Raw genomic sequence first — 26,475 nt, forward strand, 5'->3', positions numbered from 1 at the left:
GTTTATAATTATTTTTCATTCTTCACTTTAAATGCCAGAGCATACATCCGCATTTGTTTTACCATCGCCAACAGACCGTTAGATCGTGTAGGCGACAAATGTTCTTTCAATCCTATGGCATCTATAAAACGTAAATTAGCATTTAATATTTCATCGGGAGTGTGGTCGGAAAGCACACTGATAAGTAATGTGATGATACCTTTTACAATAACGGCGTCGCTCTCTGCTTTAAAAATTATTTTACCGTTTACATAGTCTGCCTGTAACCAAACTCTGCTCTGACAGCCTTCTATAAGATTTTCCGGCGTTTTATATTTCTCATCCAAAGGCTCTTGCGTATTTCCTAAATCGATGAGTAACGCATATTTATCCATCCAATCATCAAAAGCCGAAAATTCTTCGATAATTTCGTCCTGTCTTTCGTCTATTGTCATAATATACGGTTTTTCCCTGCAATATTACGTTTTTTTAAAGACATACGCAACTCCGCATATCAATATGTAAAGTTATTTCCTCTCTTCTAAAAATTTCTGCGTATATAAAAATTTGCATATGTGTATGTTTCTATCGATTTTTTCAACGATTCGCTTCCATGTTTTCGAACAACAGGTTTCTCCAGGCAAACAAACTGCGACCCGATACGATGCATTTTACATCGAGAAACTTTACCGATAACGATATCAACCGACATCTTTACCATTTCTCATACCGTTAACGAGTCTACCAGGATTTTAAATTCAGGTCTCCAATCTATTTAATTTTAATATATTATGTTCTGTTACCTGATAATCTGAAACCATTGAGGATAAAATAATCTAAGCCCAGCTCCAGAATGTATCTTCCACGCCACTATAAGAGGATAAATTCCGAAAGCGATCGCTCGAAAAAAAATGATAAAATACATCAGCATCGTTCCGGGTAAAATGATCAACCAAATGGTCATTAACACATAAAATAAAGCGATAAGTTGTACCTGAAAATTTATAACATTCGCACCTTGCTCTTGTAAACAGGAAATCTGATCTCGTTTACTTAACCATAAAATAAGGGGAATAATAATAGACCCGAGCGGAATCACCAGACCGACGCAAACCGAAAGATGAAACCACATTAAAAAATCCCGGTCTTCCCGTTTGCCGAAATCAGCCAGATCGGATACGGGCACTTCTAATACATCACATAATAATTTCAAGGTATTTCCGCGGGGAAAACACTCGTCTTTCTCGATTCGCTGTAAAGTCCTCAAATTTATTCCGGCCTTATCGGCCAACTCTTCCTGCGATAGACCCGACCGTTTTCTCAAAACGGTTAAACGCGTTCCAATTGTTTCCATAATTTTTTGTTTTAATAAGTTACGGAACAAAGGTATATCGGCGATAATGCCGTTATAACGGTATATTTACGACATTTTTACGACATTTCCCCCATTTATTCGTTATAAATAACCTCGAGTACGGTCTGTCCTACTGCTTTCAGGGTTTCGGCATCGATATGTTCCATCGTATCGTCGAGGGTATGCCATTGTTTACAAAATCCCGTTTCGGTATTGGGATCTTGCTGTATAATATCTATACTCTGAATTCCCATTTTATTTACATACACGTGATCATCGGTAATATAACCGCCGTCGATATCTACAAAATATTTGCCGTAACCGATACGCTGAGCCGTCTTCCATACTTTATCATTAATTCCCGAAGCATAATATCTCGAAAAACCCTCCTTATAAAATAATGCATCTTTTCCTCCTACCATATCGAGAAGAATTCCATACCGGGCACGATATCCCGGAATATGAGGTTTTCGAGCCCAATATTGCGTACCCAATGCCCAACTGTCTTCCTGTTGGGGACTTGTCGCAAACTCTGGCTGTCCATAGTCTTCTGCATCGAAAAATATAATATCTATTCCCACCCGAGGCTGCTGCTTACCTATAAGCCTGGCTATCTCGAGTAATACACCGACTCCGCTGGCTCCATCATTTGCGCCCATAATCGGTTTACGATAATTAGCCGGGGCAGGATCATGATCGGCATAAGGACGGGTATCCCAATGAGCAAATAACAATATCCGTTCGGGATTATCAGCATCAAACGAACCTATAATATTTTTTGCGTTCAGTAAGGTCCCGTCATAAGCTGTTACTTGTGCTTCTTGCACGATAACCCGTGCTCCATGACGCCGTAATTCGTCAGCCAGCCACTGGGCGGTTGCCTCGTGAGCCTTGGTATTCGGGACTCTGAATCCGAATTCAGTCTGCTTACCAACATAACGGTATGCACTATCTTTATCAAACACGGGTGCTGTGACTTCGGGCTTTAAATCTATTCCTTCAGTTTTATCTCCTCCCTTATCATGCGTACGTGCACTACAAGCGATCATCAGAAGAAACGAAAAAGCCATGATTGTTTTTTTGCAATTTATCATAATACTTTTGTCTTAATACCACGTCGGTTATAAAATTTCATTTTACTCAGATATTATTTTAAGAACGGCTCCGTTCTCACTCACCGTTAGTTGAGCCTCAGCACTTTCCGGTATCGGAAAATTCATGGGAACATGTCCTATCGGGAAATCGAAGCATACCGGATAATCATACGGAGCCACCATTTCGGCCATCATTTCATATACCGTTTTACCGATCGACAAATCCTCTTCATAATCGGTAAACTTCCCCACAATAAAGCCCGATAACTTCGATAATATTCCCGACATTTTTAAATTATACATCATCCGTTCAAGATGATAAGGTCGTTCGGCAATATCTTCGATAAAAAGAATATCTCCCTCACTTATCTGGTCATACGGAGTACCTCGTAATCCGAACAATACTGATAAATTCCCACCGAAAAGCGTACCCTCAGATTTTCCAAAACGATTCAGAGGATGTGTTTTTGTCCGATATACAGGCCATTTCCCAAAAAGTAGATCTCGCATTACAATAGCAGGCATATTATCACTATTATCAGTCAAATGTTTAGCCATTGGCGCATGAAGTGAAATAACACCGGCTTTCCGGAATATCGCATGAAGTGCCGAAATATCACTATATCCGATCAACCATTTAGGATTATCCGATATCCAACTTGTATCGATCTTTTCCAACAGCCGGATAGCGCCATAACCTCCACGGCTGCATAACACAGCCCGTATCGATGGGTTACACAAAACCTCCTTCAAATCTTGCAGTCTGGCCTCATCTTTTCCGGCAAACCGCCCACATTCCGATAAACAGTGCATAGCGATAATCGGCTCGAGCCCCCACTCACGGAGAGTTCTTTCTGCCCCCTCGATATACCGGCGTTCCACTTTCCCTGAAGGTGAAATTATCGCTATTTTATCTCCCTGTTTTAAATATTCAGGACGTTTCATATAATTTTAATCATATCATTGGCAAATATAGAAAATAAAAACGAGGAAAAAATAAACGTACAAGATCACTGTATTTGAGATAATTCCCACCAATGAATATACATATTTATTCACTATATAAATTGCATTTACGTCTTCGGTTTTATAACTTATTGGCTAAATTAAAAACCATTCTACACAAATAGAATCGGCCTGAACGAATGACATTCGTTCAGGCCGTTATTCACAAACGGTAAAAACCGTTATTATAATGCATTTTCTTTGATTAAATATTCTGCAATCTGAACGGCATTCAGAGCTGCACCTTTCTTTATCTGGTCGCTTACGGTCCAAAAAGTCAAACCGTTTTCATTAGATAAGTCAGCTCGTACGCGCCCTACATAAACCGGATCTTTACCCGCTATATCAAGAGGCATCGGATAAACCTTATTTTCGGGATCATCCATTAAAATAACTCCGGGAGCCTCAGCAAAAGCCTTTTTAGCTTCTTCTACCGAAACGGGACGTTCGGTCTCTACCCATATCGATTCAGAATGAGCACGCATTACCGGTACACGCACACACATTGCGCTCACCTTTACATCGGAATGCATAATTTTACGCGTCTCGTTAAACATCTTCATTTCTTCCTTAGTATAAAAATTATCGGTAAAGACGTCTACTTGAGGAATTACGTTATAAGCTAACTGATATGCAAATTTGGCAATCGTCGGCTTCTCGCCATTGTTCAATTCCACATATTGCTTTTTCAACTCGTCCATAGCTGCCGCACCAGCACCGCTCGCAGCCTGATATGTAGCGACATGCACCGATTTTATATGCGAAAGATTCTCAATAGCCTGTAAAGCGACAACCATCTGTATCGTCGTACAATTAGGATTGGCAATAATACCTCGAGGACGACGTTTTGCGTCTTCTCCGTTGACCTCAGGAACAACAAGAGGAATATCTTCATCCATCCTGAATGCACTCGAATTATCGATCATTACAGCACCGTGTTTGGTTATTGTCGTTGCAAATTCTTTAGAAGTACCGGCACCGGCCGAAGTAAAGGCAATATCTACGCCCTTAAAGTCGTCGTTGTGCTTAAGTTCCTTTACCGTGATTTTTTTACCACGAAAAGTATATTCCGTTCCCGCACTGCGTGAAGACCCGAATAATAATAACTCATCGATGGGAAAATTCCTCTCGGCCAATACGCGGAGAAATTCCTGACCTACGGCTCCGCTTGCACCAACAATAGCTACTTTCATTGTTTTCTTTTTTAAAAAGTTACTTTCTTCTCGGGACGAGTATCCCTTACATTACATTTGTTCATTAAATCGTGACAAATTTACAACATTTTGTACTAATTCTATCGGTTATTTTAAAAAAATAGTTCTTTTTCTCAGAATAATTCCTCTACTTTTTTCATCGAACTTCATCTTTAAACATTTTTTTTTATTTTTGTACAGGATTTGAGTAAGAAAATCCTTTTTTATGATTACCATAACACGATGACCGCCATGAGCATAGAAAGTATATTACCTACATTACCTCTCACCAATCCGGTATTGATATTTTTTATCGTGCTCACGATCATCCTGTTTGCTCCCATAATTCTCAACCGATTCCGTATCCCGCATATTATAGGGCTTATTATAGCCGGAATCATTGTCGGCCCCTACGGGTTGGGCTGGCTCGATCGAGACAGTAGTTTCCACATATTCGGAAATGTCGGCCTCCTGTATTTGATGTTCCTTGCCGGGTTGGAAATGGACATCAATGATTTCAAAAAGAACAAAACGCAAGGAATCGTTTTCGGTCTCTATACATTTTTTGTACCCATGATATTAGGTACGGTAATCAGCTATTATACATTACATTTCGATTTGCGTACCTCTATTCTGCTGGCCAGCATGTACGCCTCACACACATTAGTAGCATATCCTATTGTAAGTCGATACGGAGTAAGTCGTTCCACCTCTGTCACAACCACGATTTCCGGTACCATTATCACAGTATTGGGTGCTCTTATCATACTTGCTGCTATAGCCGGCATGGCACAAGGCAATATCGATAACTTCTTTTGGCTAAGACTTACTCTTTCAGTTGCCGCCTATACGGCAGCTATTATCTATGTTTATCCACGGCTTACTCGTTGGTTTTTAAAAAAATACAGCGATAATGTTACTCAATATATTTTTGTTTTGGCGTTAGTATTCGCGGCATCCTTTCTCGCCCAACTCGTCGGACTCGAGGCAATCATCGGTGCTTTCTTTGCCGGAGTCATACTCAACCGTTTCATTCCGGCCGTTTCTCCTTTAATGAACCGAATCGAATTTGTAGGAAACGCACTCTTCATACCTTATTTCCTCATCGGAGTAGGGATGCTCATCAATCTGAGAGAAGTTTTCAGCAGTATCGATGCCATGATCGTTGCTATAAATATGTCGGTAGTGGCAACTGTCGCAAAATGGATTGCCGCATGGTTTACGCAAAAAACATTCAAACTTTCGAAAATCGACAGAAACATGATTTTCGGGTTAAGTAATGCGCAAGCAGCAGCGACACTGGCCGCCGTACTTATCGGACATGATTTAGGTATTTTCGATTCGAATGTCCTCAACGGAACTATCGTAATGATATTGGTTACCTGTACGATCAGTTCGTTCGTTACCGAAAAAGCCGCACGAAAACTCGCAACACAACAAATGCTCGACGATAACGACGAAAAATTAGATATCGGGGAGGAACGGATACTTATTCCCGTCGCCAACCCCTCGACCATCGAGAATCTGATAAATATCGCTTTATTGCTAAAAAACCCGAAGAAAAAAAGCGAGTTATTCGCCATACATGTAACCGACGATCAAAAAACAGGTGACGGGCCGGGATTTAAAGCGCGTAACGCTTTAAGTACTGCCGCCAAAGTCGCTTCTTCGGCCGACACGCGCCTCAACCCTATCTACCGTTACGACATCAACATTGCCAGCGGTATTATTCATGCAATCAGAGAACGCAATATCTCAGAAGTGGTCATCGGGTTGCACCATAAAGCAAATATCGTCGACAGCTTCTTCGGCAATAAAACAGAACTCCTGCTAAAAGGCACTAATAAAATGATTTTCATATCGAAAATCATTATACCGGTAAGTACGATTACTCGTATTGTTATCGCAGTACCTGAAAAGGCAGAATACGAAACCGGTTTTGTCAAATGGATCGACAGAATAGCCAATATGGCTAAACAGATCGGTTGCCGTGCGATATTTTATGCACATCCTCAGACAATCACTCAAATAAAAGCCGTATTGAAAAAAGGGAATTACCGCATTCGCAACGAATTCGAAATACTGGAAAACTGGGAAGATATCTTAATGCTCACCGGAGTGGTATTGCAAGATGACTTGTTTATTATCGTAAGCGCTCGCCGCACCTCCGTATCCCACAGCCCCGAATTCGACAAACTTCCGGTTCTCCTCTCCCGTTATTTCGCGGGAAACAATCTTGTGGTACTTTACCCCGAGCAATTCGGAAAAGAACGGGAAGTATCCTTCTTCAGCGATCCCCTTTCGATCGATGTACAACGGCACTACACCCATATATTCGGTTTAAAATCATTATGGGAAAAATTTCGCCTGAGAAATCAAAAAATGTGGAAACACCTGAACCGGAAAGAATCGAAGTAACATAATTTGCAATAAAATAAATACCTCTTTTCTTTAGTAACAAAACACATCGAGAAGCAAAATTCAAAAAAAAATTGTAATATTGCGGTCATATAATGACAATATTTTCTTCATGAAATTACTAAACCGAAATATTATATTTTTTTCTTGCCTTATCGTTCTCTTACTTATCTTTCCCGAACGGGGACAAGCTCAACTGGGAATTGGAGGAACTCCCCCGAGCTTTAAATATAAGAATGATACCTATACTCGTAGCGGTGATAATATAAATAATATATATATACCTTTCTCTTATGAAGATTTGCAGGCCGATGACCGACTGAACGAGGAGGAAGCCAATCCCCCCCGTATTGCAGAACTTATATCGGCCAATCTGGACATGCAAAATTCCGGAGTTTGGAAAGATTTGCCTGGAGGTGAACATATTTGGCAACTTCATATCAGAGCAGAAGGAGCCAAAGCACTCATCCTATATTACCGCAACTTTAAACTACCAGAAGGAGGACGTCTGTTTGTATACAATCCCGACCATACGCAAATATTAGGAGCTTTTACTCGTGAAACCAATCCCCTCGGAGGGAAATTTGTAACCGAATTTACAGCCGGAGACGAAGTGATACTCGAATATGTCGCTCCCGAAAACTGGCAAAATTCAGAGAAACCGGTTCTCGAATTGGAAGAAATCGGATATGGATATAATTTTATTACTATCAGAAATAACGAATCGGAAGAAGGTGACCTTTCCAGCAGTTGTATGGTAGATATTAATTGCGAAGAAGGAGATAACTGGCAAGAAGAAAAAAGAGGCGTCGTAAAAATAATCATGCGCATAGGTACCGGGACATATCTCTGCACAGGAACTGTTATGAACAACACCGCTGCAGATTTTATCCCATATATCCTCACAGCCCACCACTGCCTTGTTTCCAGTAGCGGAACCGCTTCTTCCGAAGATCTGGCACAGACTCTCTTTTACTTCAACTATGAACGCCAACGTTGTGGAGTAAGCACTATCAATACGGCACAAACGATGAAAGGCTGTTCGCTGATCACATCTTCTTCGATCGACGGAGGTGTCGATGAAGCGTTACTCAGATTATCAGAAAATATACCCGATAGCCTGAACGTATATTATAACGGATGGGACAGAGAAGATACAAACATACCACAGAAAGGGGTCAGCATACATCATCCGAAAGGAGACGTAAAAAAAATATCGACTTACACACAGCCTGCCACCAGCGATACCTGGAATACAAAAGAAAATACTGGTATGACGGGTGGACATTGGCTCGTTCGCTTCGCAGCAACTCCCAACGGCCACGGAGTTACCGAGAAAGGTTCTTCTGGAGCCCCCCTATATAATCATGACAAACTGGTATGCGGAACACTGACCGGAGGAGATTCGAAATGTGAAAATCCGAATGGACGGAATTTATATGGGAAATTAGCTTATTTTTGGGAAAAATGCGCTCAATACCTCGATCCTTTACAAAAAGGAGTCAAGCAATTAAACGGGAGATATGCTGTTATGCCCAAACCTATACCCGAAAATCTACACGCCACATTTGATAACGAAAGTTCCACGGTTACATTAACTTGGGACCCTCCGGTTTCTGAGGATGAACAACCGGTCTCATATCGCATTTACAGAAATTACTACCCGGTAAAAGAAACTGAATCACTCTCATTTTCGGAAAATTACCTGGCTCTTGGGCTCTATTATTATTCGGTAGCTGCAATTTATGAAGATAACACGGTTTCTGCAACCACCGATCCAATAACTATTTCAGTTTATGAATTTCCCAAACCGGAAATTTCAGAAACAAAAAGAAGTGACGACCATGACATCAGTATATTCTGGAAAAATCCGATTTTTGAACAAGAAATATACTGGGGAACCAATGAACCGATTTACAGAGTAAAAATAAGCAATAACAAACCTTTTTATTTCGGACAATCTTGGGATATAAACGACTTGAAACCAATTAAAGGCTACACCATACGCTCTATACAGTTTTATCCATTTTCGGGATGTACTTATTCGGTTTATATAAGACAAGGTGAACGGATTTATACACAAAAAATAAAAAATCCGGTAATCGGACATAAAAATTCGATACCTCTCGAAGAACCGTTTGTCATCGAGGAAAACTCCGAATTATATATTACGCTAAAAGCCGAAAATTACACAAATTCTCCAGCAGCTGTAGATAACATGAGCTGCATCGATTGGAAAGGAAATATCTTTTCAACCGATGGCAATACATGGAGTTCCTTATACAGTAATCAACCTAAAAATAACTTTAATTTTGCCGTTTCGGCAACGGTATCTTCCTTAAAACCAGATACTCCTGTATCCCAAAATATAAAAACGGCTACGTCCTCACCGTCTCGCAATTATACAAAATCCGATTACAATATTATCGTAACCAAAGAAAGCCAATTGATAAAAACAAATACAGGCCTACCCATTATAACCTCATCCATACCGGTTGGAAATCCCCGGTATCAATGGAATATCTGGCGCGACGGAACAAAACTAAATCAATCGCCTCTAAAAGAAACATTTTTTACAGATAAAGGATTAATTCCCGGCACATACAATTATGCACTCGAATGTGTATATCCCGAAAACAGCATCTCACTGATGAGCAGCTATCAGGCATTTACTCTCAGTGATAAAAGTTTTGCGGCCGACCTGACCGATATCAGTATAGAGGAAGAGGGAATAATTATAAGTAAAATCGACGATAAAGTCTATTTCGCCAGTTGTCCTTGCGACCTGACATCGGTTACCATAAATGTACAAGCTTCTGAAGGCGCGTCTTTATCGATCGACGGAATAGAAAGCCCTCGGTATATATTTACATTCGATCATAAAGGAGGTTCGTTCAATATTCCTATTGTTATTACTTCTGAAAGCGGCGAGAGAACCGAAACCTACACTCTTTCTTTATTAAAATTGGCCGAACAATCGGTCGTACAACGTTGGAATGATGTTCTCGCGGTTATTACTAACCCAGAAAACAACGGAGGACTAAATTTCAGTTCTTACGCCTGGTATCGAAACGACGAACTATTAGCAGGGGAAACAAAACCCTATTTATCATTACCAGCCGGCAGTTTGCCGAATGATGCTTACCGAGTGGAAATTACGACAAAAGAAGGATTGAAATTATTAAGTTGCGAAAAAATTCTCAATACCTTTAACAGTCTTATCAACGTATATCCGACACAAGTACGTGCAGGACAATCTACCCAAGTATATATTTCTCCGGAATGCGGAGATCTATCCAAATGCCAGATTTTCCTGATCAGCACATCCGGACGTATCGAAAAACAAATTGTTCCTACCGAAACGATTACAACCGTCATTGTACCGGATAATGCCGGTAATTATATAATCAGGGTGATAACATCCGATAACAAAAAAACCGATATAAAAATTATCTGTACTCCATGAGGCGACTATTTATTTTTATATTACTACTCATTTCAGGCGGGCCATCTGGATATGCCGGAACTCCGTCGGAAATATCTTTTTGGGGTTCCGGAGGATTGCTCTCTCCCTATTTTAAATTAAATGAAGGGAAATATGTTATGCAGCCGGGTGTTGCCCTCGGAGTCTCATACACCTATTTTTTCAATTCCCACTGGGGACTTGGTTTCGGAGCAGAAGCATCATTGCTTCGATCCTCGACAAAAGCCGATAAATTATCATTTTCATACACAGCCGAAGCAATGGCCGTACCTGATCAGGGAGATGAGATAAACCGTTTCGACTTTAAAGCTATATATGAAAATTATCGTGAAACACAACAATTTATTGGTCTGAATATACCGGTGACACTGCAATATCGACCTTCCGGGAACGGCTTTACGGGAACAATAGGATTTGTAGTAGGATTACCGATAAAAACAACAGCCCACATAAAAGCGACCCGACTATCCACATCCGGTTATTTCCCTTACGAAGGGATAGAATATACCGACCTGCCGCAACACGGGTTCGGAACATTCGAAAATTATTCGGATAAACGGAACTTAAACACAAAAATACATTTCGATATAACAGCCGAAGTAGGTTATCGATGGAAACTTTCTTGTAATAATTCCTTATATACTACGGTTTTCGCATCATACGGTATTACGCCGATATTTTCTTCAGGCCATAACAAACCGTTGCTACAATATATGCCGTCAGGAAGCCTCGAACAAAACGGTATCTGGGAGACCGATATAATAAAATCTAAAAATATAATTCCCGTATGTGCCGGAATAAAATTAAGGTACGCTTTTTCTATCGGTAGGTAAAGGTGCTTTTACCATTATATGAATTTCATACTTATTTTGTCTCCTTTATTAGATTTTCGAGTAAATTTGTAATCGGAAAGATCTGTAACAAACAGACCGACAAATATATCAATATATACCAATGAATAAAATTATCAGTAAAGAGTACTTTTCTGAAAAAGTAGTCAAACTCGTCATCGAAGCTCCCTTGATTGCAAAAGCACGCCGGGCCGGGCACTTTGTTATCGTGAGGGCTGGAGAAAAAGGTGAACGTATACCCCTAACCATTGCGCAAGCAGACGTTCAAAATGGAACCATAACTCTTGTTGTCCAAGCGGTAGGCCATTCATCATCTAAACTTTGCGCTCTCAAAGCGGGTGATTACATTACCGATGTTGTCGGGCCGCTCGGCCAAGCGACTCATATTGAGAAAGTAGGTACCGTATTATGCTGTGGAGGTGGAGTAGGCGTTGCCCCGTTGCTTCCGATTGTCGAAGCGTTTAAAAAAGCAGGGAACAAAGTAATTACAGTATTAGCCGCTCGTACCAAAGAGTTGATCATTCTCGAAAAACAAATACAGGAAAATTCCGACGAAGTCATCATTATGACCGATGACGGTTCTTATGGAAAGAAAGGACTGGTAACCGACGGAGCCGAAGATGTTATCAAACGCGAAAAAGTAAATCTATGCGTAACGATAGGACCTGCAATTATGATGAAATTCGTATCCCAATTGACAAAAAAATACAATATACCCACAGTCGCTTCTCTGAATACCATTATGGTCGATGGTACCGGGATGTGCGGTGCCTGTCGGATAACAGTAGGAGGAAAAACCAAATTTGTATGTGTCGACGGGCCTGAATTTGATGCCCATCAGGTCGACTTCGACGAAATGATGATGCGCCTTTCTTCATACAAAGATATCGAACCCAAACTTTAAATTTCGATCCCGATATGGATTACAAAGAATATTTAGCTTCCGAACGCAAACAGGAATGGCGGGAAGAATTACGTAAAAGTAAAAAGAGTAAGGAACGCACCGATATACCTCGCGTGCATATGAACGAGTTGCCTCCTGCTTACCGGATAACAAATAATGAAGAAGTAAATCAAGGACTCAATATAGAACAAGCACAAACCGAGGCTGCTCGTTGCCTGGACTGTCCCGATCCCTTGTGTATTACGGGCTGTCCCGTACAAATAAACATCCCTAAATTTATCAAGAACATAGAACGGGGAGAAATACTCGAAGCCGCCCGTACTCTTAAAGAAACCAGCGCATTACCGGCTGTTTGCGGTCGCGTATGCCCCCAAGAAAAACAATGCGAATCAAAATGTTTCTATATTCAAAAATTAAAAAAACCGGCTGTTGCCATAGGATATCTCGAACGTTTCGCAGCCGATTTCGAACGTGAAAGCGGACGCATATCCGTTCCGGTTATTAAAGAAAGCAACGGTATAAAAATCGCTGTCGTAGGATCGGGCCCTGCCGGTCTCTCTTTTGCAGGCGATATGGCAAAAAACGGATACTCCGTCACCGTATTCGAAGCCTTACACGAAATCGGCGGCGTTCTCAAATACGGTATACCCGAGTTCAGACTTCCCAACTCCATTGTAGATGTAGAAATCGATAATCTAAAAAAAATGGGTGTAGAATTCATTACCGACTGTATAATCGGAAAAACGCTCAGTTATGAAGATTTACATGAAATGGGGTTCAAAGGTATTTTCGTCGCCAGTGGAGCAGGACTACCCCGGTTTATGGGCATACCTGGTGAAAACCTTATCGGTGTTATGTCGAGTAACGAATACCTTACCCGCGTAAACCTCATGCATGCTGCCAGTGAAGACTCAGATACTCCAGTGATCAAAGGAAAGCATGTTGCAATTATCGGAGGAGGAAATACCGCTATGGATTCGGTACGTACAGCCAGGCGCTTGGGAGCTGAAAGAGCGATGCTGGTTTACCGGCGCTCTGAAGAAGAAATGCCGGCACGTCTCGAAGAAATAAAACACGCTAAAGAAGAAGGTATAGAGTTTCTTACTCTTCACAATCCCATAGAATATATTGGAGACGAACGTGGGCGAGTAAAGCAAATGAAATTACAAAAAATGGAATTGGGCGAACCGGATGCGTCCGGACGACGTAGCCCCGTAGCCATTCCAGGGGCAATAGAAACAATTGATATCGATGAAGTCGTCGTCAGTGTCGGAGTTTCTCCCAATCCCTTAATACCGAATTCCATACAAGGACTCCAGGTAAGTAAATGGGGTACTATTATCGTCAATCAGGAAACAATGAAATCGGATTTACCCGACCTTTACGCAGGAGGCGATATCGTAAGAGGAGGAGCGACAGTAATCCTCGCAATGGGAGACGGACGGCGGGCAGCCGCAGCTATGCACGCCTCTTTCAGCCAAAAATAAAATTTCACGTTACAAAAAAAGAGAGAATAAGTTCATTCCCTCTCTTTTTATTTTTTGATCTTAAAAAAAGAGTTTCTGTAAAAACAGAAACTCTTTTTCTTGAATTATATGAAATTATTTTACTTTTTCAGCTAATTCAGCACCGGCTTTAAATTTAACGACTTTCTTAGCCGGAATAGTAATTTGTTTCTTGGTAGCAGGGTTAATACCTTTTCTTTCACCTTTTTCATTTACAGAGAAAGTACCGAAACCAATAAGAACGATCTTATCACCACTTGCTAAAGTTGAAGATACGGTAGAAATAAAAGCATCCAGTGCTTTTTTAGCATCTGCTTTGCTCAAGCTGGCTTCTTCAGCCATCGCATTGATTAATTCTGATTTGTTCATAAAACTTGTATTTTTATTTTGTAGTTAAAAATATAATTTCCTTTTTAATCACATAGATAGGCAAATATATCATTAAAAAACTAAATAGCAAAAAATAGGAATAAAAAAATTAAATTTTCGCAGTAAAAATTTAATCTACAGATAAGAAAACACTTTTGATATCGAAATATTGAGTATTTTTGTCTCTGTTTGTATATATAACACAACTAATCGAATTTATGTTTCAAAATAAGCAAGGATTTTTCAGCTCAATACCTCCAGTTACTAAAAATCTGATTATAATCAATTTTCTGTTCTGGCTCGCAACAATTGTTCTTCCCAAAGCTGGGATCGATTTAGTTCAATATTTGGGATTACATTATTTTCAGGCAAAAAGTTTCAACGCGATACAGTTGGTAACTTACATGTTTATGCATGATCCCGGATCGATCGGACATGTTTTTTTCAACATGTTTTCCGTCTTCATGTTCGGACGTACACTCGAAATGGTCTGGGGCAGCAAACGATTTCTTATCTATTACATGATTACAGGGATCGGAGCCGGGCTCGTACAAGAAGTAACCTGGTATTTCATGCTGCGTGATCAAATTGCCCATCTTACGATGGTACAAGGTTGGGAAACTACACAATTTTTACTGAACAATATAATCACGATCGGCGCTTCAGGTGCCGTATTCGGCATTCTACTCGCTTTCGGTATGCTGTTTCCCAATTCTCAGATTTTCCTCATGTTCATACCCATACCTATTAAAGCGAAATATTTCGTTATTTTCTATGGTGTACTCGAACTCTTCCTCGGAGTAGGAAATTTCTCGGGAGACAATGTAGCTCATTTTGCACATTTGGGAGGTATGCTATTCGGGTTCTTTATCATTAAATACTGGAGAAAGAAAGGATTCGGGAATGGCAGCTATTTTTGACAATCTGAAAATGCAATACAAGTCGGGCTCATTATTGATAAAACTAATTTTTATAAATGTAGCCCTCTTTCTGGTACTTAAACTAGCTGTAGTACTTTTACTCTTATTCAGAATCGACGGCTCTATAATTTACGACTATCTGCAATTACCGTCCAATCCGGTCGAATTATTACACCGGCCCTGGACTTTGATAACATATATGTTCCTCCATAAAGATTTTTGGCATATCCTATTCAATATGCTTTGGTTTTACTGGTTCGGACAGATATTTCTATCTTATTTCAGTGAAAAACAAATGGGGGCACTCTATTTTTTAGGAGGTATTTCAGGTGCAATTTTATATTTATTAGCATACAATTTTCTACCTTATTTTAGTGGTATCGATGCCCGTTTGATGGGAGCATCAGCGTCGGTACTCGCAATTGTATTGGCAACAGCAGTTTATGTCCCCGACTTCAAAGTCAACCTTCTTTTTTTAGGAGCTATATCTCTAAAATACATCGCGATCATAACCGTCCTTATCGATATATTCAGTATAACATCTTCAAATGCAGGAGGGCATATAGCCCATTTAGGCGGAGCATTGCTCGGAATCATTTTCGCACTGCAATGGAAAAAAGGAAAAGATATTACTCGTTTTATTAATATATGTATAGATAAAATCGTTACCGTATTCAAAGGTCGTACTGCTCGCCCTAAAATGAAGATAAAATACAAAAGGGCCGAAACAGACATGGAATATAATGCACGTAAGAACGCCGAAATGGAAGAAATCGACCGCATTCTCGACAAGATTAAAAAATCGGGATATAGCGCTCTTTCTTCTGATGAAAAGAAAAAACTATTTGATGCCGGTAAAAAATGAAATTTTTTAAGATGACATATATGGCCCTCGCCTTGGGTACGAATCTGATTTGTGCCGCATTGATGGTCATAGCTTCTTATGGATATCTTATTTCGCCCATTCGATCGGTTGTTCCGTCATATCTGGGATTAGCTTTCCCTTTTTTTCTGATAGCGAATATAATATTCATTATTTTCTGGGCACTCCAGAGAAAATGGTGGTTCCTTATTTCCCTTATCGTCTTACTGGCTTGCAACCGTTCTATCAATGATTATACCCCTTTTCACCGCACTGCAAAAGAACAGGCTTCGAAAGATTCTCTCACAATACTTACCTACAATGTAAACTCTTTCGATGCGCTCACTCCGCATACCCACGAACATCCCAACAAAATTATAGAATATATCGCCCGAAGCGGTGCCGATATCGTTTGTATGCAAGAATTCGCTTGTGGGGATGATCGGTCTATGATATCCGAAAAACAAATCGACAAAGGGCTATCCGATTATCCATACCATATCTTTTCTGAAAAATCGAAAACACCTTATTCAAAATCGGGGATTGCCTGTTATTCGAAATATCCGATTATCGAATCCAGGGAAATCGTATTCGGAAACTCGACTTATAATAGTTCGTGGTTATATAAAATAAACGTAAACGGCCGTATCCTGACACTCATAAACAACCACCTCGAATCGAACAAATTCACATCGGGCGATCGGGAACTGTATCAATATATGATAAAACACCTCGAAACCAACATGCTCGGACAATTTAAAGAAAGACTGGTTCAGAAAATGGGTGTAGCCTATAAACTTCGCTCGATACAGGCCGAACAAATAGCCAATGAAATAAAAAATGCGGGCGAAAACATTATCGTTTGCGGAGATTTCAATGATATCCCGCAATCTTATACCTACCGTAAAGTGAGAGGCAAACTTAACGATGCCTATGTAGCGACAGGATTTGGTCCCGGAATAACCTATAATAAAAATATGTTCTGGTTCCGTATCGATCATATTCTTTACGGAAAAACACTAAAAGCCGTTTCTACTCATATCGGCGACATAAAAGCGTCGGATCATTATCCCGTGAAAGCGACTTTAGTATGGAATGACAATATCGAAAACAAGAATAATCCTTAATTCATTTTATATGAGAAACCTATTATTTATTACTACCTGTATCATGATTATTACAGCTTGCGTATCGAAAAAAGAAACAAATCCGTTCCTCTCTGAATTTCAGACTCCATTTGGGGTACCACCTTTCGAGCAGATCGATACTTCCGATTACAAACCGGCTATTTTACAAGGGATCGAACAACAAAACCAAGAAATAAAAGCAATCATTTCTAATCCCGAAACTCCCGATTTTAAAAATACGATAGAATCCCTCGACTACAGCGGGGAAATTCTCAGTCGGGTATTACCCGTATTTTACGGATTAGCAGATGCCGAAACGAATCCTACCCTGCAACGCCTCGTTCAGGAAATGTCTCCGATCTTATCGGAACACGAAGATAATATTTACCTTAACGATTCTTTGTTTGCCCGCATAAAAAAAGTATATGATAACCGAGAAAACATGAACCTCGACGGTGAACAAATACGAGTTCTCGATAAATACTACCGCAAATTTGTACGATCAGGAGCACTACTTTCCGATAGTGATAAAATCGAACTCAGAGATATAAATAAAAAACTGGCGTTACTTTCCATTCAATTTGGAGATAACGTACTGGCCGAAAACAACGCCTTCGAGTTAGTTATCGATAACGAAAACGACCTTGCCGGTATTCCTCAAAACGCAAGAACCGCCGCTGCTGAAGAAGCCGCGGCAAGAGGGAAATCCGGGAAGTGGGTATTTACGCTCGACGAGCCCAGTCGAATCCCTTTCCTCCAATATGCTGAAAACAGAGATTTGAGGGAGAAAATTTATAAAGCTTATATCAACCGGAGCGACAACGACAATAAATACGATAACAAAAAAATCGTAAGCGATATCATTAATTTGCGTACACGCAAAGCTCATTTACTCGGCTTCGACTCTTACGCCGATTTTGTCCTCGACGACCGCATGGCAAAAAATACGGCTAATGTAACCCAGTTGATGAACAGGGTATGGAGTTGCGCTTTACCAAAAGCAAAAGCCGAAGCGGCAGAATTGCAAAAAATGATCGATAAAGAAGGAGGCAATTTCAAACTCGCTGCTTGGGATTGGTGGTATTATACCGAGAAATTGCGTCAGGACCAATATAATCTCAACGAATCGGAATTGAAACCTTATTTTAAACTCGATAATGTACGTGAGGGTGCTTTTATGGTCGCTAATAAATTATACGGAATAACTTTTACCGAACTGAAAGATATGCCGGTTTATCATCCCGATATAAAAGTATATGAAGTAAAAGATGCCGACGGAAAACATCTTGCCGTATTCTATACCGATTATTTTCCTCGACCTGGTAAACGCGGAGGCGCTTGGATGAGTGCTTTCCGTGAAGAATACATTAAGGACGGAAAAGAAATACGACCGGTAATATATAATGTATGCAACTTTACTAAACCCACGGCAGACTCTCCTTCATTACTCACCCTCGATGAAGTAGAAACTCTTTTCCACGAATTCGGACACGCATTACACGGTATGCTTACTCAATGTACTTATCCTTCGGTAAGCGGAACCAATGTCATGCAAGATTTCGTAGAATTACCCTCTCAGGTTATGGAACATTGGGCCACCCACCCGGAAGTACTGAAACTATATGCCAAAAATTACAAGACTGGAGAAGCCATCCCAGATTCTCTTATCGCAAAAATAGAAAAAGTAGCGACTTTCAACCAAGGTTTCGAAACAACCGAATTCCTGGCTGCTGGCATTCTCGATATGAAATGGCACGAAGTTAACAAAGAACAGAATTTCGACGTAAGAGCTTTCGAAAAAGCAGCAGTCAATGAAATGGGATTGATCGACGAAATCGGCTTACGATATCGCAGTACCTATTTCAGTCACATTTTCAGTGGTGAATATGCAGTGGGGTACTATAGTTATCTATGGGCACAGGTACTCGACGCCGATGCTTTCGAGGCTTTTGTAGAAAAGGGGATTTTCGATCAACCGACGGCAAAAGCATTCCGCAGTAACGTTCTCGAAAAAGGGGATAGTGAAGATCCGATGAAATTATATATTCAATTCCGAGGTGCCGAACCGAACCCCGAATCTTTATTGAAAATAAGAGGATTGAAATAAAAATTTTTACCACTCTAAAAAATCCCGGAAATGGCTGTCTTTCTCAAGCTTTCCGGGATTTTTAATTTTTTTATTTTTACAAACACTTTTTCTATACCTTTATCTTTATCACAAAAAGTCATACTTCTGAACAATAGAATCATATCATAAAAAATCTACATAGAAAACAGAACATAGCAGTCTGATAAAGAATAATACAGGCTATTAAATTCCCAAATAATTTTGCAAACAAAGTTCGTATGCGTAAAATAAACCGATCTTACCGGTTAAAGGAATAACCCCTCTCAAGTTGAAGCCCATTCGATGGTATAATTTCTGTGCTGAACGATTTTCGGAAAACGTATCGAGTCGTGCCGTACGATAACCGTTTGCGCGCATGCGTTCGATGACATTTCGCAATATTTCTTCACCGAGATGTTCGCCCCTGCGACAGGGATCTACAAAAAGCCGGTGGATATAAAACACGGGCGTTTGTCCCTCCCACAAAACACAGTTATAATGGTCGTCATGTATTTCATTTACCGAAACAGCACCTAATAAGTCCCCCGTTCCCGATTCAAGCACATACATCTCCCCGCGCAGAATATCATTTCTAAAAACCTCTTCCGTTGGATAAGACTCGCTCCAACTAAATCCGGGATACTTATACCCGAGCATTTTTTGCTTTAATGCATATACCCGCGAGACATCATCTAAGACCGCTTTACGAAATTCAAGCATGTTCTCATTTATCTTTAAGAACCGGGAGTAACGGGTTCCCATTTAAAAAGTTTATCCGACGGCCGAATTTTCTCATCGAGTTTAATCGAAAAACGTTCCCCTTTTACCGTTTCCGGAACAGATTTTAGATCAACGCGTATTTCATCGACAATTTTCGTTACAGCCCCTGTCGTCGGCCCCGTGATTAAAATCTCATCACCCACTTTCAGGGAATTTGTCTCCATCTGGAATTCGGCCACACCCAGTTTCGAGAAATATTTAATCCCTTTACCGAGATAAACCTTTCTTTTTGTCGCTCCAGAACCATAATTACGACTCCATTCCCCAAGGCGCTGCCCCAAATAATAACCGTTCCAGAATCCCCGATTAAAAACTGTCGCGAGACGGTCGTCCCATGTAGCAATCTTTTCATCAGTAAAAGTACCCTCTACACAAGACTCAATCGCTTCACGATAACATTCTACTACCGTACGCACGTATTCGGCGCTTCGTGCCCGTCCCTCTATTTTAAATACCCGTACACCCGACTCTACCATTTTATTTATAAAATGTATCGTTTTCAGATCCTTGGGAGACATGATATATTCGTTTTCTATATCGAGCTCTACTTCACTGTCGCGATCTTTAACCGTATATGCGCGCCGGCATATCTGCATACAAGCTCCACGGTTAGCAGAAGCGTTCATTTCATGCAAACTCAGATAACATTTTCCCGACACCGCCATACATAAAGCCCCGTGGCAAAACATTTCTATCCGCATGAGATTACCACCGGGTCCTTTAATTTGTTCATCACATATCGCCTTGTATATCGCGGTCACCTGCTCCAGGTTCAATTCTCGGGCCAATACAGCCACATCTGCAAACTGAGCATAAAATTTCAACGCCTCGGCATTCGAAATATTCAATTGCGTAGAAAGATGCACCTCTACCCCGATGCTGCGGGCATACATCATAGCCGCTACGTCACTGGCTATAATAGCCGAAATTCCGGCTTTTCCGGCAGCATCGATAATTTGCCTCATAAGATCGAGATCGTTATCGTATATGACCGTGTTTACGGTAAGGTAACTCTTCATTCCGTTTTCACGACAAATGCGGGCGATCTCATGCAGATCTTCCATCGTAAAATTATTCGATGAGCGAGCCCGCATATTCAATCCCTCGATCCCGAAATATACCGAATCGGCTCCTCCTTGTATGGCAGCAGTCAACGATTCATAGGAACCTACCGGAGCCATAATTTCAAAATCGGATATCTTCATTTAATTATAATATTGTCAGAAAAATTACTTTCCGGTAATAATCTTTCGTATTTCGTTTAGTTTATTCAAAGCCTCCATAGGAGTAAGATTATTGATATCGAGGGTAACGATTTCATCCCGAATCTGACTCAATACCGGATCATCGAGCTGAAAGAAACTCAATTGCATCCCTTCCCGTTGTGTCGCAATTTCCCGGGTAGGTTTCGATATCCCGTTATTCTGATTATCGCTTTCGAGCTGTTTCAATATCTGTCCGGCTCGTTTTACAATGCTTTGAGGCATCCCCGCCATTTTAGCGACATGTATACCAAAACTATGTTCACTCCCTCCTCTTACGAGTTTCCTCAGGAAAATCACTTTATTATCTACCTCTTTTACCGACACATTAAAATTAGCGATACGTTTATAAGTTCGCTCCATTTCATTCAACTCATGATAATGGGTAGCGAAAAGAGTCTTGGCTCGTGCCCGGGGATGTTCGTGAATATGCTCTACAATGGCCCAAGCGATAGAAATACCGTCATATGTACTCGTGCCGCGTCCTAATTCGTCAAACAAAACAAGACTACGGTTCGAAAGGTTGTTCAGAATATCTGCAGCCTCGTTCATTTCTACCATAAAAGTAGATTCACCAAGAGATATATTATCAGATGCGCCCACACGGGTAAATACTTTATCTACAACTCCGATACGGGCAGCTTCCGCCGGAACGAAACACCCGATCTGAGCCAAGATCACAATAAGAGCCGTCTGCCTGAGTAATGCCGACTTTCCCGCCATATTGGGTCCTGTTATCATAATAATTTGTTGAGTATCATTATTTAACAGAACATTATTGGAAACATACTTTTCACCGGGAGGAAGTTGTTTTTCGATCACAGGATGACGGCCTTCCTTGATATCGATCTCATCACTTTCATTTACTTCAGGGCGTATATATTTGTTTTCTCGCGCAATCGTAGCGAAAGACAGCAGACAATCGAGCCTTGCGATTAAATTAGCATTGTGCTGTATTGCCGGAATATATTCGGTTAGCGCAACGACCAATTCGTTAAACAATCGCGTTTCGAGAGAAAGAATCTTTTCCTCGGCCCCCAATATTTTCTCTTCATACTCTTTTAATTCTTGGGTAATATACCGCTCCGCATTTACCAATGTCTGTTTCCTTATCCACTCTTCCGGAACTTTATCTTTATGAGTATTACGTACCTCGATATAATATCCGAAAACGTTATTGAAACTGATTTTCAAACTGGGAATGCCTGTGCGCTCTATCTCCCGCTGCTGTATATGCAACAGATAATCTTTTCCCGAATACGCCATTTCCCGCAACTCGTCGAGTTCTGCATTTACCCCTTTTGCAATGATACCGCCGCGATTAATCAGGGACGGTGCGTCGGGATTGATTTCACGGGCAATGCGGTCACGAATAACGGCACAAGGATTCAACTGATCACCGATACGCTTCAGAACGGGTTCTTCAGCTCTCTCACAAAGATTTTTTATCGGCTCCAACGCAGATAAAGCCACCCTCAACTGCACCATTTCACGAGGAGAGATACGGCCTACGGCAACCTTCGATATAATACGTTCCACATCCCCAATGAGAGAAAGTTGTTGCTCGAGAGCATCACGCAGATCGGGCTCTTTAAAAAAATACTCCACCACCTCGAGACGGTCGTTTATCGGCTGAACGTCTTTCAGAGGAAAAACAATCCAGCGCTTTAGCAAACGTGCCCCCATCGGGCTAGTCGTGCGATCGATGACATCGAGCAGACTTTTTCCACCCTCATTCATCGTATTCAATAACTCGAGGCTACGTACGGTAAATTTATCGAGACGCACATACCGTTCTTCCTCTATACGGGAAAGAGACGTTATATGCGATATTTGTTTATGCTGCGTTATATCGAGATAATATAACAAACAACCCGACGCAACAATCCCGTTTTTAAGATTCTGCACTCCGAATCCTTTCAAATTACGGGTTTCAAAGTGTTTCAGTAACCGATCGGTTGCAGCTTCTTCTGTAAATACCCAGTCATCGAGTTCGAAAGTAAAAAAACGAGACCCGAAATGTTCTTCGAATTGTTGCCGTTTACTCCTTTCGAATAAAACTTCTTTAGGAGCGAAATTATTTAATAACTTATCGATATAATCGTAATTTCCTTCGGCCGTCAAAAACTCTCCGGTAGAAATATCGAGAAAAGCGACACCGCATATCCCGTTCTTCCCAAAATGGACTCCGGATAAAAAATTATTCTCTTTATGATTAAGTATATTATCATTAATCGATACGCCGGGAGTTACCAGCTCCGTAATTCCTCTTTTCACCAATTTTTTAGTAAGCTTCGGATCTTCAAGTTGTTCGCAAATTGCGACTCTTTTACCGGCTCTTACCAGTTTAGGCAAATAAGTATCGAGGGCGTGATGAGGGAAACCGGCCAATTCTACATACTGTGCCGCTCCGTTGGCCCTTCTTGTAAGTGTTATTCCTAATATTTCGGAAGCGGTGATGGCATCTTCCGAGAAAGTCTCATAAAAATCACCGACACGGAAAAGAAGGATAGCATCGGGATGTTTTTCTTTCATCTCGATGTATTGTTTCATCAAAGGGGTTTCGACAATTGCTTTTGCCAAGGTTTTTCGTGTTTATGTTGAGGTAACAAATTTAATAATGAATAATGAAATTCGGGCCACGAAACCCTTTTTTTTCCTTTAAGAAAGATCATTTTCACTCAAAAACAATATACTCGGAATTATTTTCACAGTCTCCATTTTAATTTTATATTTGTAAAATATATATTAAAACCATGCAGAGAAGACATACCGATCGTACCCAGTATTTTGACGAACTCAGCGTTACAAGCCGGAAATATTATGTTCCGTACATAGAAAAGTTCCGCACATTGGGTTCACATTGCAATGTATTGGAAATAGGATGCGGCGAAGGTGGAAATTTAATTCCGTTTTACGAAAAAGGATGCCGCATTACAGGAGTAGATCTTTCGGTTAACCGAATTAAACAAGCTCGCGAATTTTTCGATAAAAAAGGAATCGAAGGAAATTTGCTGGCTTCAGATATATTTTCGGTAAATACTCTTCAGGAAACTTTCGATATCGTACTTATTCACGATGTAATCGAACACATTGCCGATAAAATCTCATTTTTGGAACATATCAAACGTTTTCTGAAACCCGACGGAATTCTATTTTTCGGATTCCCGGCATGGCAAATGCCATTTGGCGGACATCAACAAATCGGGCATAGCCGCATCACTTCACGTCTGCCATTCGTACACCTGCTTCCCGGTTTTTTATACCCCGGCTTCCTGAAACTCTGCGGAGAGACCCCCGGCTATATCGAAGAGCTCAAAGAAATTAAAAAATGCCGCACGAGTATAGAATGTTTCCGAAAAGTCGCCGGAAAAACGGCATATAAGATTATCGACGAGCGGTTTTATTTTATAAATCCTCATTACGAAATAAAATTCGGGATGCGTCCCCGTTTGTTATCATCTGCCATGGGTAAAATCCCGTACCTACGCAATTTTTTCGTTACTTCTTGTTTTTATCTACTCACTTGTAACGACCAATAATTCTCTATATCGAAATTTCTCACAAAATATAAATAAAAAAGAGAGCGACAATGTCGCTCTCTTTTTTATTTATCAAGTAAACCTGTTTCCTTTTAATTACAATTTAGGACCAGCAGCAACCAAAGCTTTTCCGGCTTCGTTTCCTGTAAACTTAGCAAAGTTCTTAATGAAACGTTGTGCAAGATCTTTTGCTTTTTCATCCCATTCGCAAGCACAATTGTAAGTATCGCGAGGATCGAGGATTTTGGGATCTACACCCGGAAGGGCGGTCGGTACTACAAAATCGAAATAAGGTATCGTTTTCGTAGGAGCTTTATCGATAGAACCGTCGAGGATAGCATCGATAATACCGCGAGTATCTTTAATCGAGATACGTTTTCCTGTTCCATTCCAACCGGTATTTACCAAATAAGCTTTTGCACCTGTTTTTGTCATTTTCTTCACCAGTTCTTCAGCATATTTAGTAGGATGCAAACTCAAGAAAGCTGCACCGAAACATGCAGAGAAAGTAGGAGTCGGTTCGGTAATACCACGTTCTGTACCGGCCAATTTAGCAGTAAAACCAGACAAGAAATAATATTGTGCCTGTTCAGGACTCAGGATAGAAACAGGAGGCAATACACCGAAAGCATCGGCAGACAAGAAAATAACCTGTTTTGCATGAGGTCCTTTAGAAACCGGTTTTACAATATTTTCGATATGATAAATTGGATAAGATACACGTGTATTTTCTGTTGTGCTCTTATCGGTAAAGTCGATTTTACCGTTTGCATCTACAGTAACATTCTCGAGGAGAGCATCACGTTTGATTGCATTCCAGATATCGGGTTCGCTGTCTTTATCGAGGTTGATAACTTTTGCATAGCAACCGCCTTCATAATTAAATACGCCTTCATCGTCCCAGCCATGTTCGTCGTCGCCGATCAATTCACGTTTCGGGTCGGTTGAAAGAGTTGTTTTACCGGTACCGGACAATCCGAAGAAGATAGCCGTGCTCTTACCTTCTTTATCGGTATTAGCCGAACAGTGCATAGAAGCTATACCACGCAAAGGATTAAAGTAGTTCATCATAGAGAACATACCTTTTTTCATTTCACCGCCATACCAAGTATTCAGAATTACCTGTTCTTTAGTAGTCAGGTTGAATACGACAGCTGTTTCAGAATTCAGACCCAGTTCTTTAAAATTATCTACTTTTGCTTTAGAAGCATTATATACAATAAAATCCGGCTCGAAAGTTTCCAATTCTTCTTTAGAAGGACGGATAAACATGTTGGTAACAAAATGAGCCTGCCATGCTACCTCCATGATGAAACGTACTTTCAGACGAGTAGCTTCGTTTGCACCGCAATAACCATCAACAACATACAATTTTTTATTTGACAATTCTTTAGCAGCCAAATCTTTCAAAACTTTCCAAGTCTCGGTTGTAACCGGTTTGTTATCGTTTTTATAGTCATCTGAAGTCCACCATACAGTATTTTCGCTGGTAGCGTCTTTTACCAGGAATTTATCTTTAGGAGAACGACCGGTGTAAATACCAGTCATTACATTTACTGCACCCATTTCGGTAGCCTGACCTTTTTCAAAGCCTTCCAAACCCGGTTTTGTTTCTTCAGCGAACAAAACATCGTAAGACGGATTGTGTACGATTTCCTTTACACCGGTAATCCCGTACTTTGTTAAATCTAATGTAGCCATCTTTTGTTTTGATTAAAT

Annotated in this window: 20 protein-coding genes; 10 read left to right on the top strand and 10 right to left on the bottom strand. The window is 40.6% G+C overall.

What is annotated here, in order from left to right:
* Positions 1–8: 8 nt before the first annotated feature.
* The 5 genes from NMU02_RS09925 to NMU02_RS09945 all read right to left on the bottom strand — a co-directional run bounded on the left by NMU02_RS09925 (position 9) and on the right by NMU02_RS09945 (position 4,625).
* A complete protein-coding gene (locus NMU02_RS09925) occupies positions 9–434 on the bottom strand; it encodes a SufE family protein (RefSeq protein ID WP_255027709.1) in 426 nt (141 codons plus the stop codon).
* Positions 435–778: 344 nt separating this feature from the next.
* Entirely contained in the window at positions 779–1,333 is a 555-nt protein-coding gene (locus NMU02_RS09930; protein WP_255027710.1) for a helix-turn-helix domain-containing protein, read from the bottom strand.
* 95 nt (positions 1,334–1,428) lie between these two features.
* Positions 1,429–2,403 (bottom strand): M28 family peptidase, encoded by a 975-nt coding sequence (locus tag NMU02_RS09935; protein WP_255027711.1) that lies wholly within the window; start codon positions 2,401–2,403, stop codon positions 1,429–1,431.
* Between the two features lie 66 nt (positions 2,404–2,469).
* Positions 2,470–3,372, bottom strand: a complete 903-nt coding sequence (locus NMU02_RS09940) for a S66 peptidase family protein (protein ID WP_255027712.1) — start codon at positions 3,370–3,372, stop codon at positions 2,470–2,472.
* 245 nt (positions 3,373–3,617) lie between these two features.
* A complete protein-coding gene (locus NMU02_RS09945) occupies positions 3,618–4,625 on the bottom strand; it encodes an aspartate-semialdehyde dehydrogenase (RefSeq protein ID WP_255027713.1) in 1,008 nt (335 codons plus the stop codon).
* A gap of 252 nt (positions 4,626–4,877) precedes the next feature.
* On the opposite strand from NMU02_RS09945, the gene NMU02_RS09950 reads away from it, so the two are divergent.
* The 5 genes from NMU02_RS09950 (at position 4,878) to gltA (ending at position 13,769) form a co-directional block, all read left to right on the top strand.
* Positions 4,878–7,043: a cation:proton antiporter domain-containing protein gene (locus NMU02_RS09950; protein WP_435522035.1), complete on the top strand. Its 2,166-nt coding sequence runs from the start codon at positions 4,878–4,880 to the stop codon at positions 7,041–7,043.
* 112 nt (positions 7,044–7,155) lie between these two features.
* Complete coding sequence (locus NMU02_RS09955) at positions 7,156–10,509, top strand: trypsin-like serine protease (protein ID WP_255027715.1); 3,354 nt, start codon at positions 7,156–7,158, stop codon at positions 10,507–10,509.
* Positions 10,506–11,360, top strand: coding sequence for a hypothetical protein (locus NMU02_RS09960; RefSeq protein WP_255027716.1), 855 nt, complete (start codon positions 10,506–10,508; stop codon positions 11,358–11,360). The genes NMU02_RS09955 and NMU02_RS09960 overlap by 4 nt, the downstream gene beginning before the upstream one ends.
* Positions 11,361–11,481: 121 nt before the next feature.
* Positions 11,482–12,282 carry a sulfide/dihydroorotate dehydrogenase-like FAD/NAD-binding protein gene (locus NMU02_RS09965; protein WP_255027718.1) on the top strand — a complete coding sequence of 267 codons (801 nt, stop codon included), beginning with the start codon at positions 11,482–11,484 and terminating at the stop codon, positions 12,280–12,282.
* Between the two features lie 14 nt (positions 12,283–12,296).
* The gene (gene gltA, locus NMU02_RS09970) at positions 12,297–13,769 is read left to right on the top strand and encodes an NADPH-dependent glutamate synthase (RefSeq protein ID WP_255027719.1); all 1,473 of its coding nucleotides are present in this window, start codon (positions 12,297–12,299) and stop codon (positions 13,767–13,769) included.
* A 114-nt stretch (positions 13,770–13,883) separates the two neighbouring features.
* Here gltA and NMU02_RS09975 read toward each other — a convergent pair whose 3' ends face one another.
* A complete protein-coding gene (locus NMU02_RS09975) occupies positions 13,884–14,156 on the bottom strand; it encodes an HU family DNA-binding protein (RefSeq protein ID WP_255027720.1) in 273 nt (90 codons plus the stop codon).
* 218 nt (positions 14,157–14,374) lie between these two features.
* Between NMU02_RS09975 and NMU02_RS09980 the strand changes: the two genes are divergently transcribed.
* Genes NMU02_RS09980 through NMU02_RS09995 form a run of 4 tightly spaced genes read left to right on the top strand, consistent with a single transcriptional unit; the run spans position 14,375 to position 19,172 of the window.
* Complete coding sequence (locus NMU02_RS09980; protein WP_255027721.1) at positions 14,375–15,076, top strand: rhomboid family intramembrane serine protease; 702 nt, start codon at positions 14,375–14,377, stop codon at positions 15,074–15,076.
* Entirely contained in the window at positions 15,060–15,941 is an 882-nt protein-coding gene (locus tag NMU02_RS09985; protein WP_255027722.1) for a rhomboid family protein, read from the top strand. Before NMU02_RS09980 ends, NMU02_RS09985 begins: the two co-directional genes overlap by 17 nt.
* The gene (locus tag NMU02_RS09990; RefSeq protein WP_255027723.1) at positions 15,938–17,065 is read left to right on the top strand and encodes an endonuclease/exonuclease/phosphatase family protein; all 1,128 of its coding nucleotides are present in this window, start codon (positions 15,938–15,940) and stop codon (positions 17,063–17,065) included. Before NMU02_RS09985 ends, NMU02_RS09990 begins: the two co-directional genes overlap by 4 nt.
* A 10-nt stretch (positions 17,066–17,075) precedes the next feature.
* Positions 17,076–19,172 (top strand): M3 family metallopeptidase, encoded by a 2,097-nt coding sequence (locus tag NMU02_RS09995; protein ID WP_255027724.1) that lies wholly within the window; start codon positions 17,076–17,078, stop codon positions 19,170–19,172.
* A gap of 204 nt (positions 19,173–19,376) precedes the next feature.
* Here NMU02_RS09995 and NMU02_RS10000 read toward each other — a convergent pair whose 3' ends face one another.
* From NMU02_RS10000 to mutS, 3 genes are read right to left on the bottom strand one after another with little or no spacing between them, the layout of a single operon-like run.
* Positions 19,377–19,892, bottom strand: coding sequence for a GNAT family N-acetyltransferase (locus NMU02_RS10000; RefSeq protein ID WP_255027725.1), 516 nt, complete (start codon positions 19,890–19,892; stop codon positions 19,377–19,379).
* Positions 19,893–19,906: 14 nt separating this feature from the next.
* Positions 19,907–21,157 carry a peptidase U32 family protein gene (locus tag NMU02_RS10005; RefSeq protein ID WP_255027726.1) on the bottom strand — a complete coding sequence of 417 codons (1,251 nt, stop codon included), beginning with the start codon at positions 21,155–21,157 and terminating at the stop codon, positions 19,907–19,909.
* Between the two features lie 24 nt (positions 21,158–21,181).
* On the bottom strand, positions 21,182–23,767 hold the full coding sequence (gene mutS, locus NMU02_RS10010) for a DNA mismatch repair protein MutS (RefSeq protein ID WP_435522036.1): 2,586 nt from the start codon (positions 23,765–23,767) through the stop codon (positions 21,182–21,184).
* Positions 23,768–23,970: 203 nt separating this feature from the next.
* Between mutS and NMU02_RS10015 the strand changes: the two genes are divergently transcribed.
* A complete protein-coding gene (locus NMU02_RS10015) occupies positions 23,971–24,756 on the top strand; it encodes a class I SAM-dependent methyltransferase (RefSeq protein WP_255027728.1) in 786 nt (261 codons plus the stop codon).
* Between the two features lie 96 nt (positions 24,757–24,852).
* Here NMU02_RS10015 and pckA read toward each other — a convergent pair whose 3' ends face one another.
* Entirely contained in the window at positions 24,853–26,457 is a 1,605-nt protein-coding gene (pckA, locus tag NMU02_RS10020; RefSeq protein WP_255027729.1) for a phosphoenolpyruvate carboxykinase (ATP), read from the bottom strand.
* Positions 26,458–26,475: the final 18 nt, after the last annotated feature.

Origin of the sequence: Coprobacter tertius (assembly GCF_024330105.1) — a bacterium.
Lineage (GTDB): Bacteria > Bacteroidota > Bacteroidia > Bacteroidales > Coprobacteraceae > Coprobacter > Coprobacter tertius.

Bases quoted from the DNA above. Each gene is read 5' to 3' on its own strand.
- NMU02_RS09925 (WP_255027709.1), bottom strand. From the start codon at position 434: ATGACAATAGACGAAAGACAGGACGAAATTATCGAAGAATTTTCGGCT.
- NMU02_RS09930 (WP_255027710.1), bottom strand. From the start codon at position 1,333: ATGGAAACAATTGGAACGCGTTTAACCGTTTTGAGAAAACGGTCGGGT.
- NMU02_RS09935 (WP_255027711.1), bottom strand. From the start codon at position 2,403: ATGGCTTTTTCGTTTCTTCTGATGATCGCTTGTAGTGCACGTACGCAT.
- NMU02_RS09940 (WP_255027712.1), bottom strand. From the start codon at position 3,372: ATGAAACGTCCTGAATATTTAAAACAGGGAGATAAAATAGCGATAATT.
- NMU02_RS09945 (WP_255027713.1), bottom strand. From the start codon at position 4,625: ATGAAAGTAGCTATTGTTGGTGCAAGCGGAGCCGTAGGTCAGGAATTT.
- NMU02_RS09950 (WP_435522035.1), top strand. From the start codon at position 4,878: ATGAGCATAGAAAGTATATTACCTACATTACCTCTCACCAATCCGGTA.
- NMU02_RS09955 (WP_255027715.1), top strand. From the start codon at position 7,156: ATGAAATTACTAAACCGAAATATTATATTTTTTTCTTGCCTTATCGTT.
- NMU02_RS09960 (WP_255027716.1), top strand. From the start codon at position 10,506: ATGAGGCGACTATTTATTTTTATATTACTACTCATTTCAGGCGGGCCA.
- NMU02_RS09965 (WP_255027718.1), top strand. From the start codon at position 11,482: ATGAATAAAATTATCAGTAAAGAGTACTTTTCTGAAAAAGTAGTCAAA.
- gltA (WP_255027719.1), top strand. From the start codon at position 12,297: ATGGATTACAAAGAATATTTAGCTTCCGAACGCAAACAGGAATGGCGG.
- NMU02_RS09975 (WP_255027720.1), bottom strand. From the start codon at position 14,156: ATGAACAAATCAGAATTAATCAATGCGATGGCTGAAGAAGCCAGCTTG.
- NMU02_RS09980 (WP_255027721.1), top strand. From the start codon at position 14,375: ATGTTTCAAAATAAGCAAGGATTTTTCAGCTCAATACCTCCAGTTACT.
- NMU02_RS09985 (WP_255027722.1), top strand. From the start codon at position 15,060: ATGGCAGCTATTTTTGACAATCTGAAAATGCAATACAAGTCGGGCTCA.
- NMU02_RS09990 (WP_255027723.1), top strand. From the start codon at position 15,938: ATGAAATTTTTTAAGATGACATATATGGCCCTCGCCTTGGGTACGAAT.
- NMU02_RS09995 (WP_255027724.1), top strand. From the start codon at position 17,076: ATGAGAAACCTATTATTTATTACTACCTGTATCATGATTATTACAGCT.
- NMU02_RS10000 (WP_255027725.1), bottom strand. From the start codon at position 19,892: ATGCTTGAATTTCGTAAAGCGGTCTTAGATGATGTCTCGCGGGTATAT.
- NMU02_RS10005 (WP_255027726.1), bottom strand. From the start codon at position 21,157: ATGAAGATATCCGATTTTGAAATTATGGCTCCGGTAGGTTCCTATGAA.
- mutS (WP_435522036.1), bottom strand. From the start codon at position 23,767: ATGAAACAATACATCGAGATGAAAGAAAAACATCCCGATGCTATCCTT.
- NMU02_RS10015 (WP_255027728.1), top strand. From the start codon at position 23,971: ATGCAGAGAAGACATACCGATCGTACCCAGTATTTTGACGAACTCAGC.
- pckA (WP_255027729.1), bottom strand. From the start codon at position 26,457: ATGGCTACATTAGATTTAACAAAGTACGGGATTACCGGTGTAAAGGAA.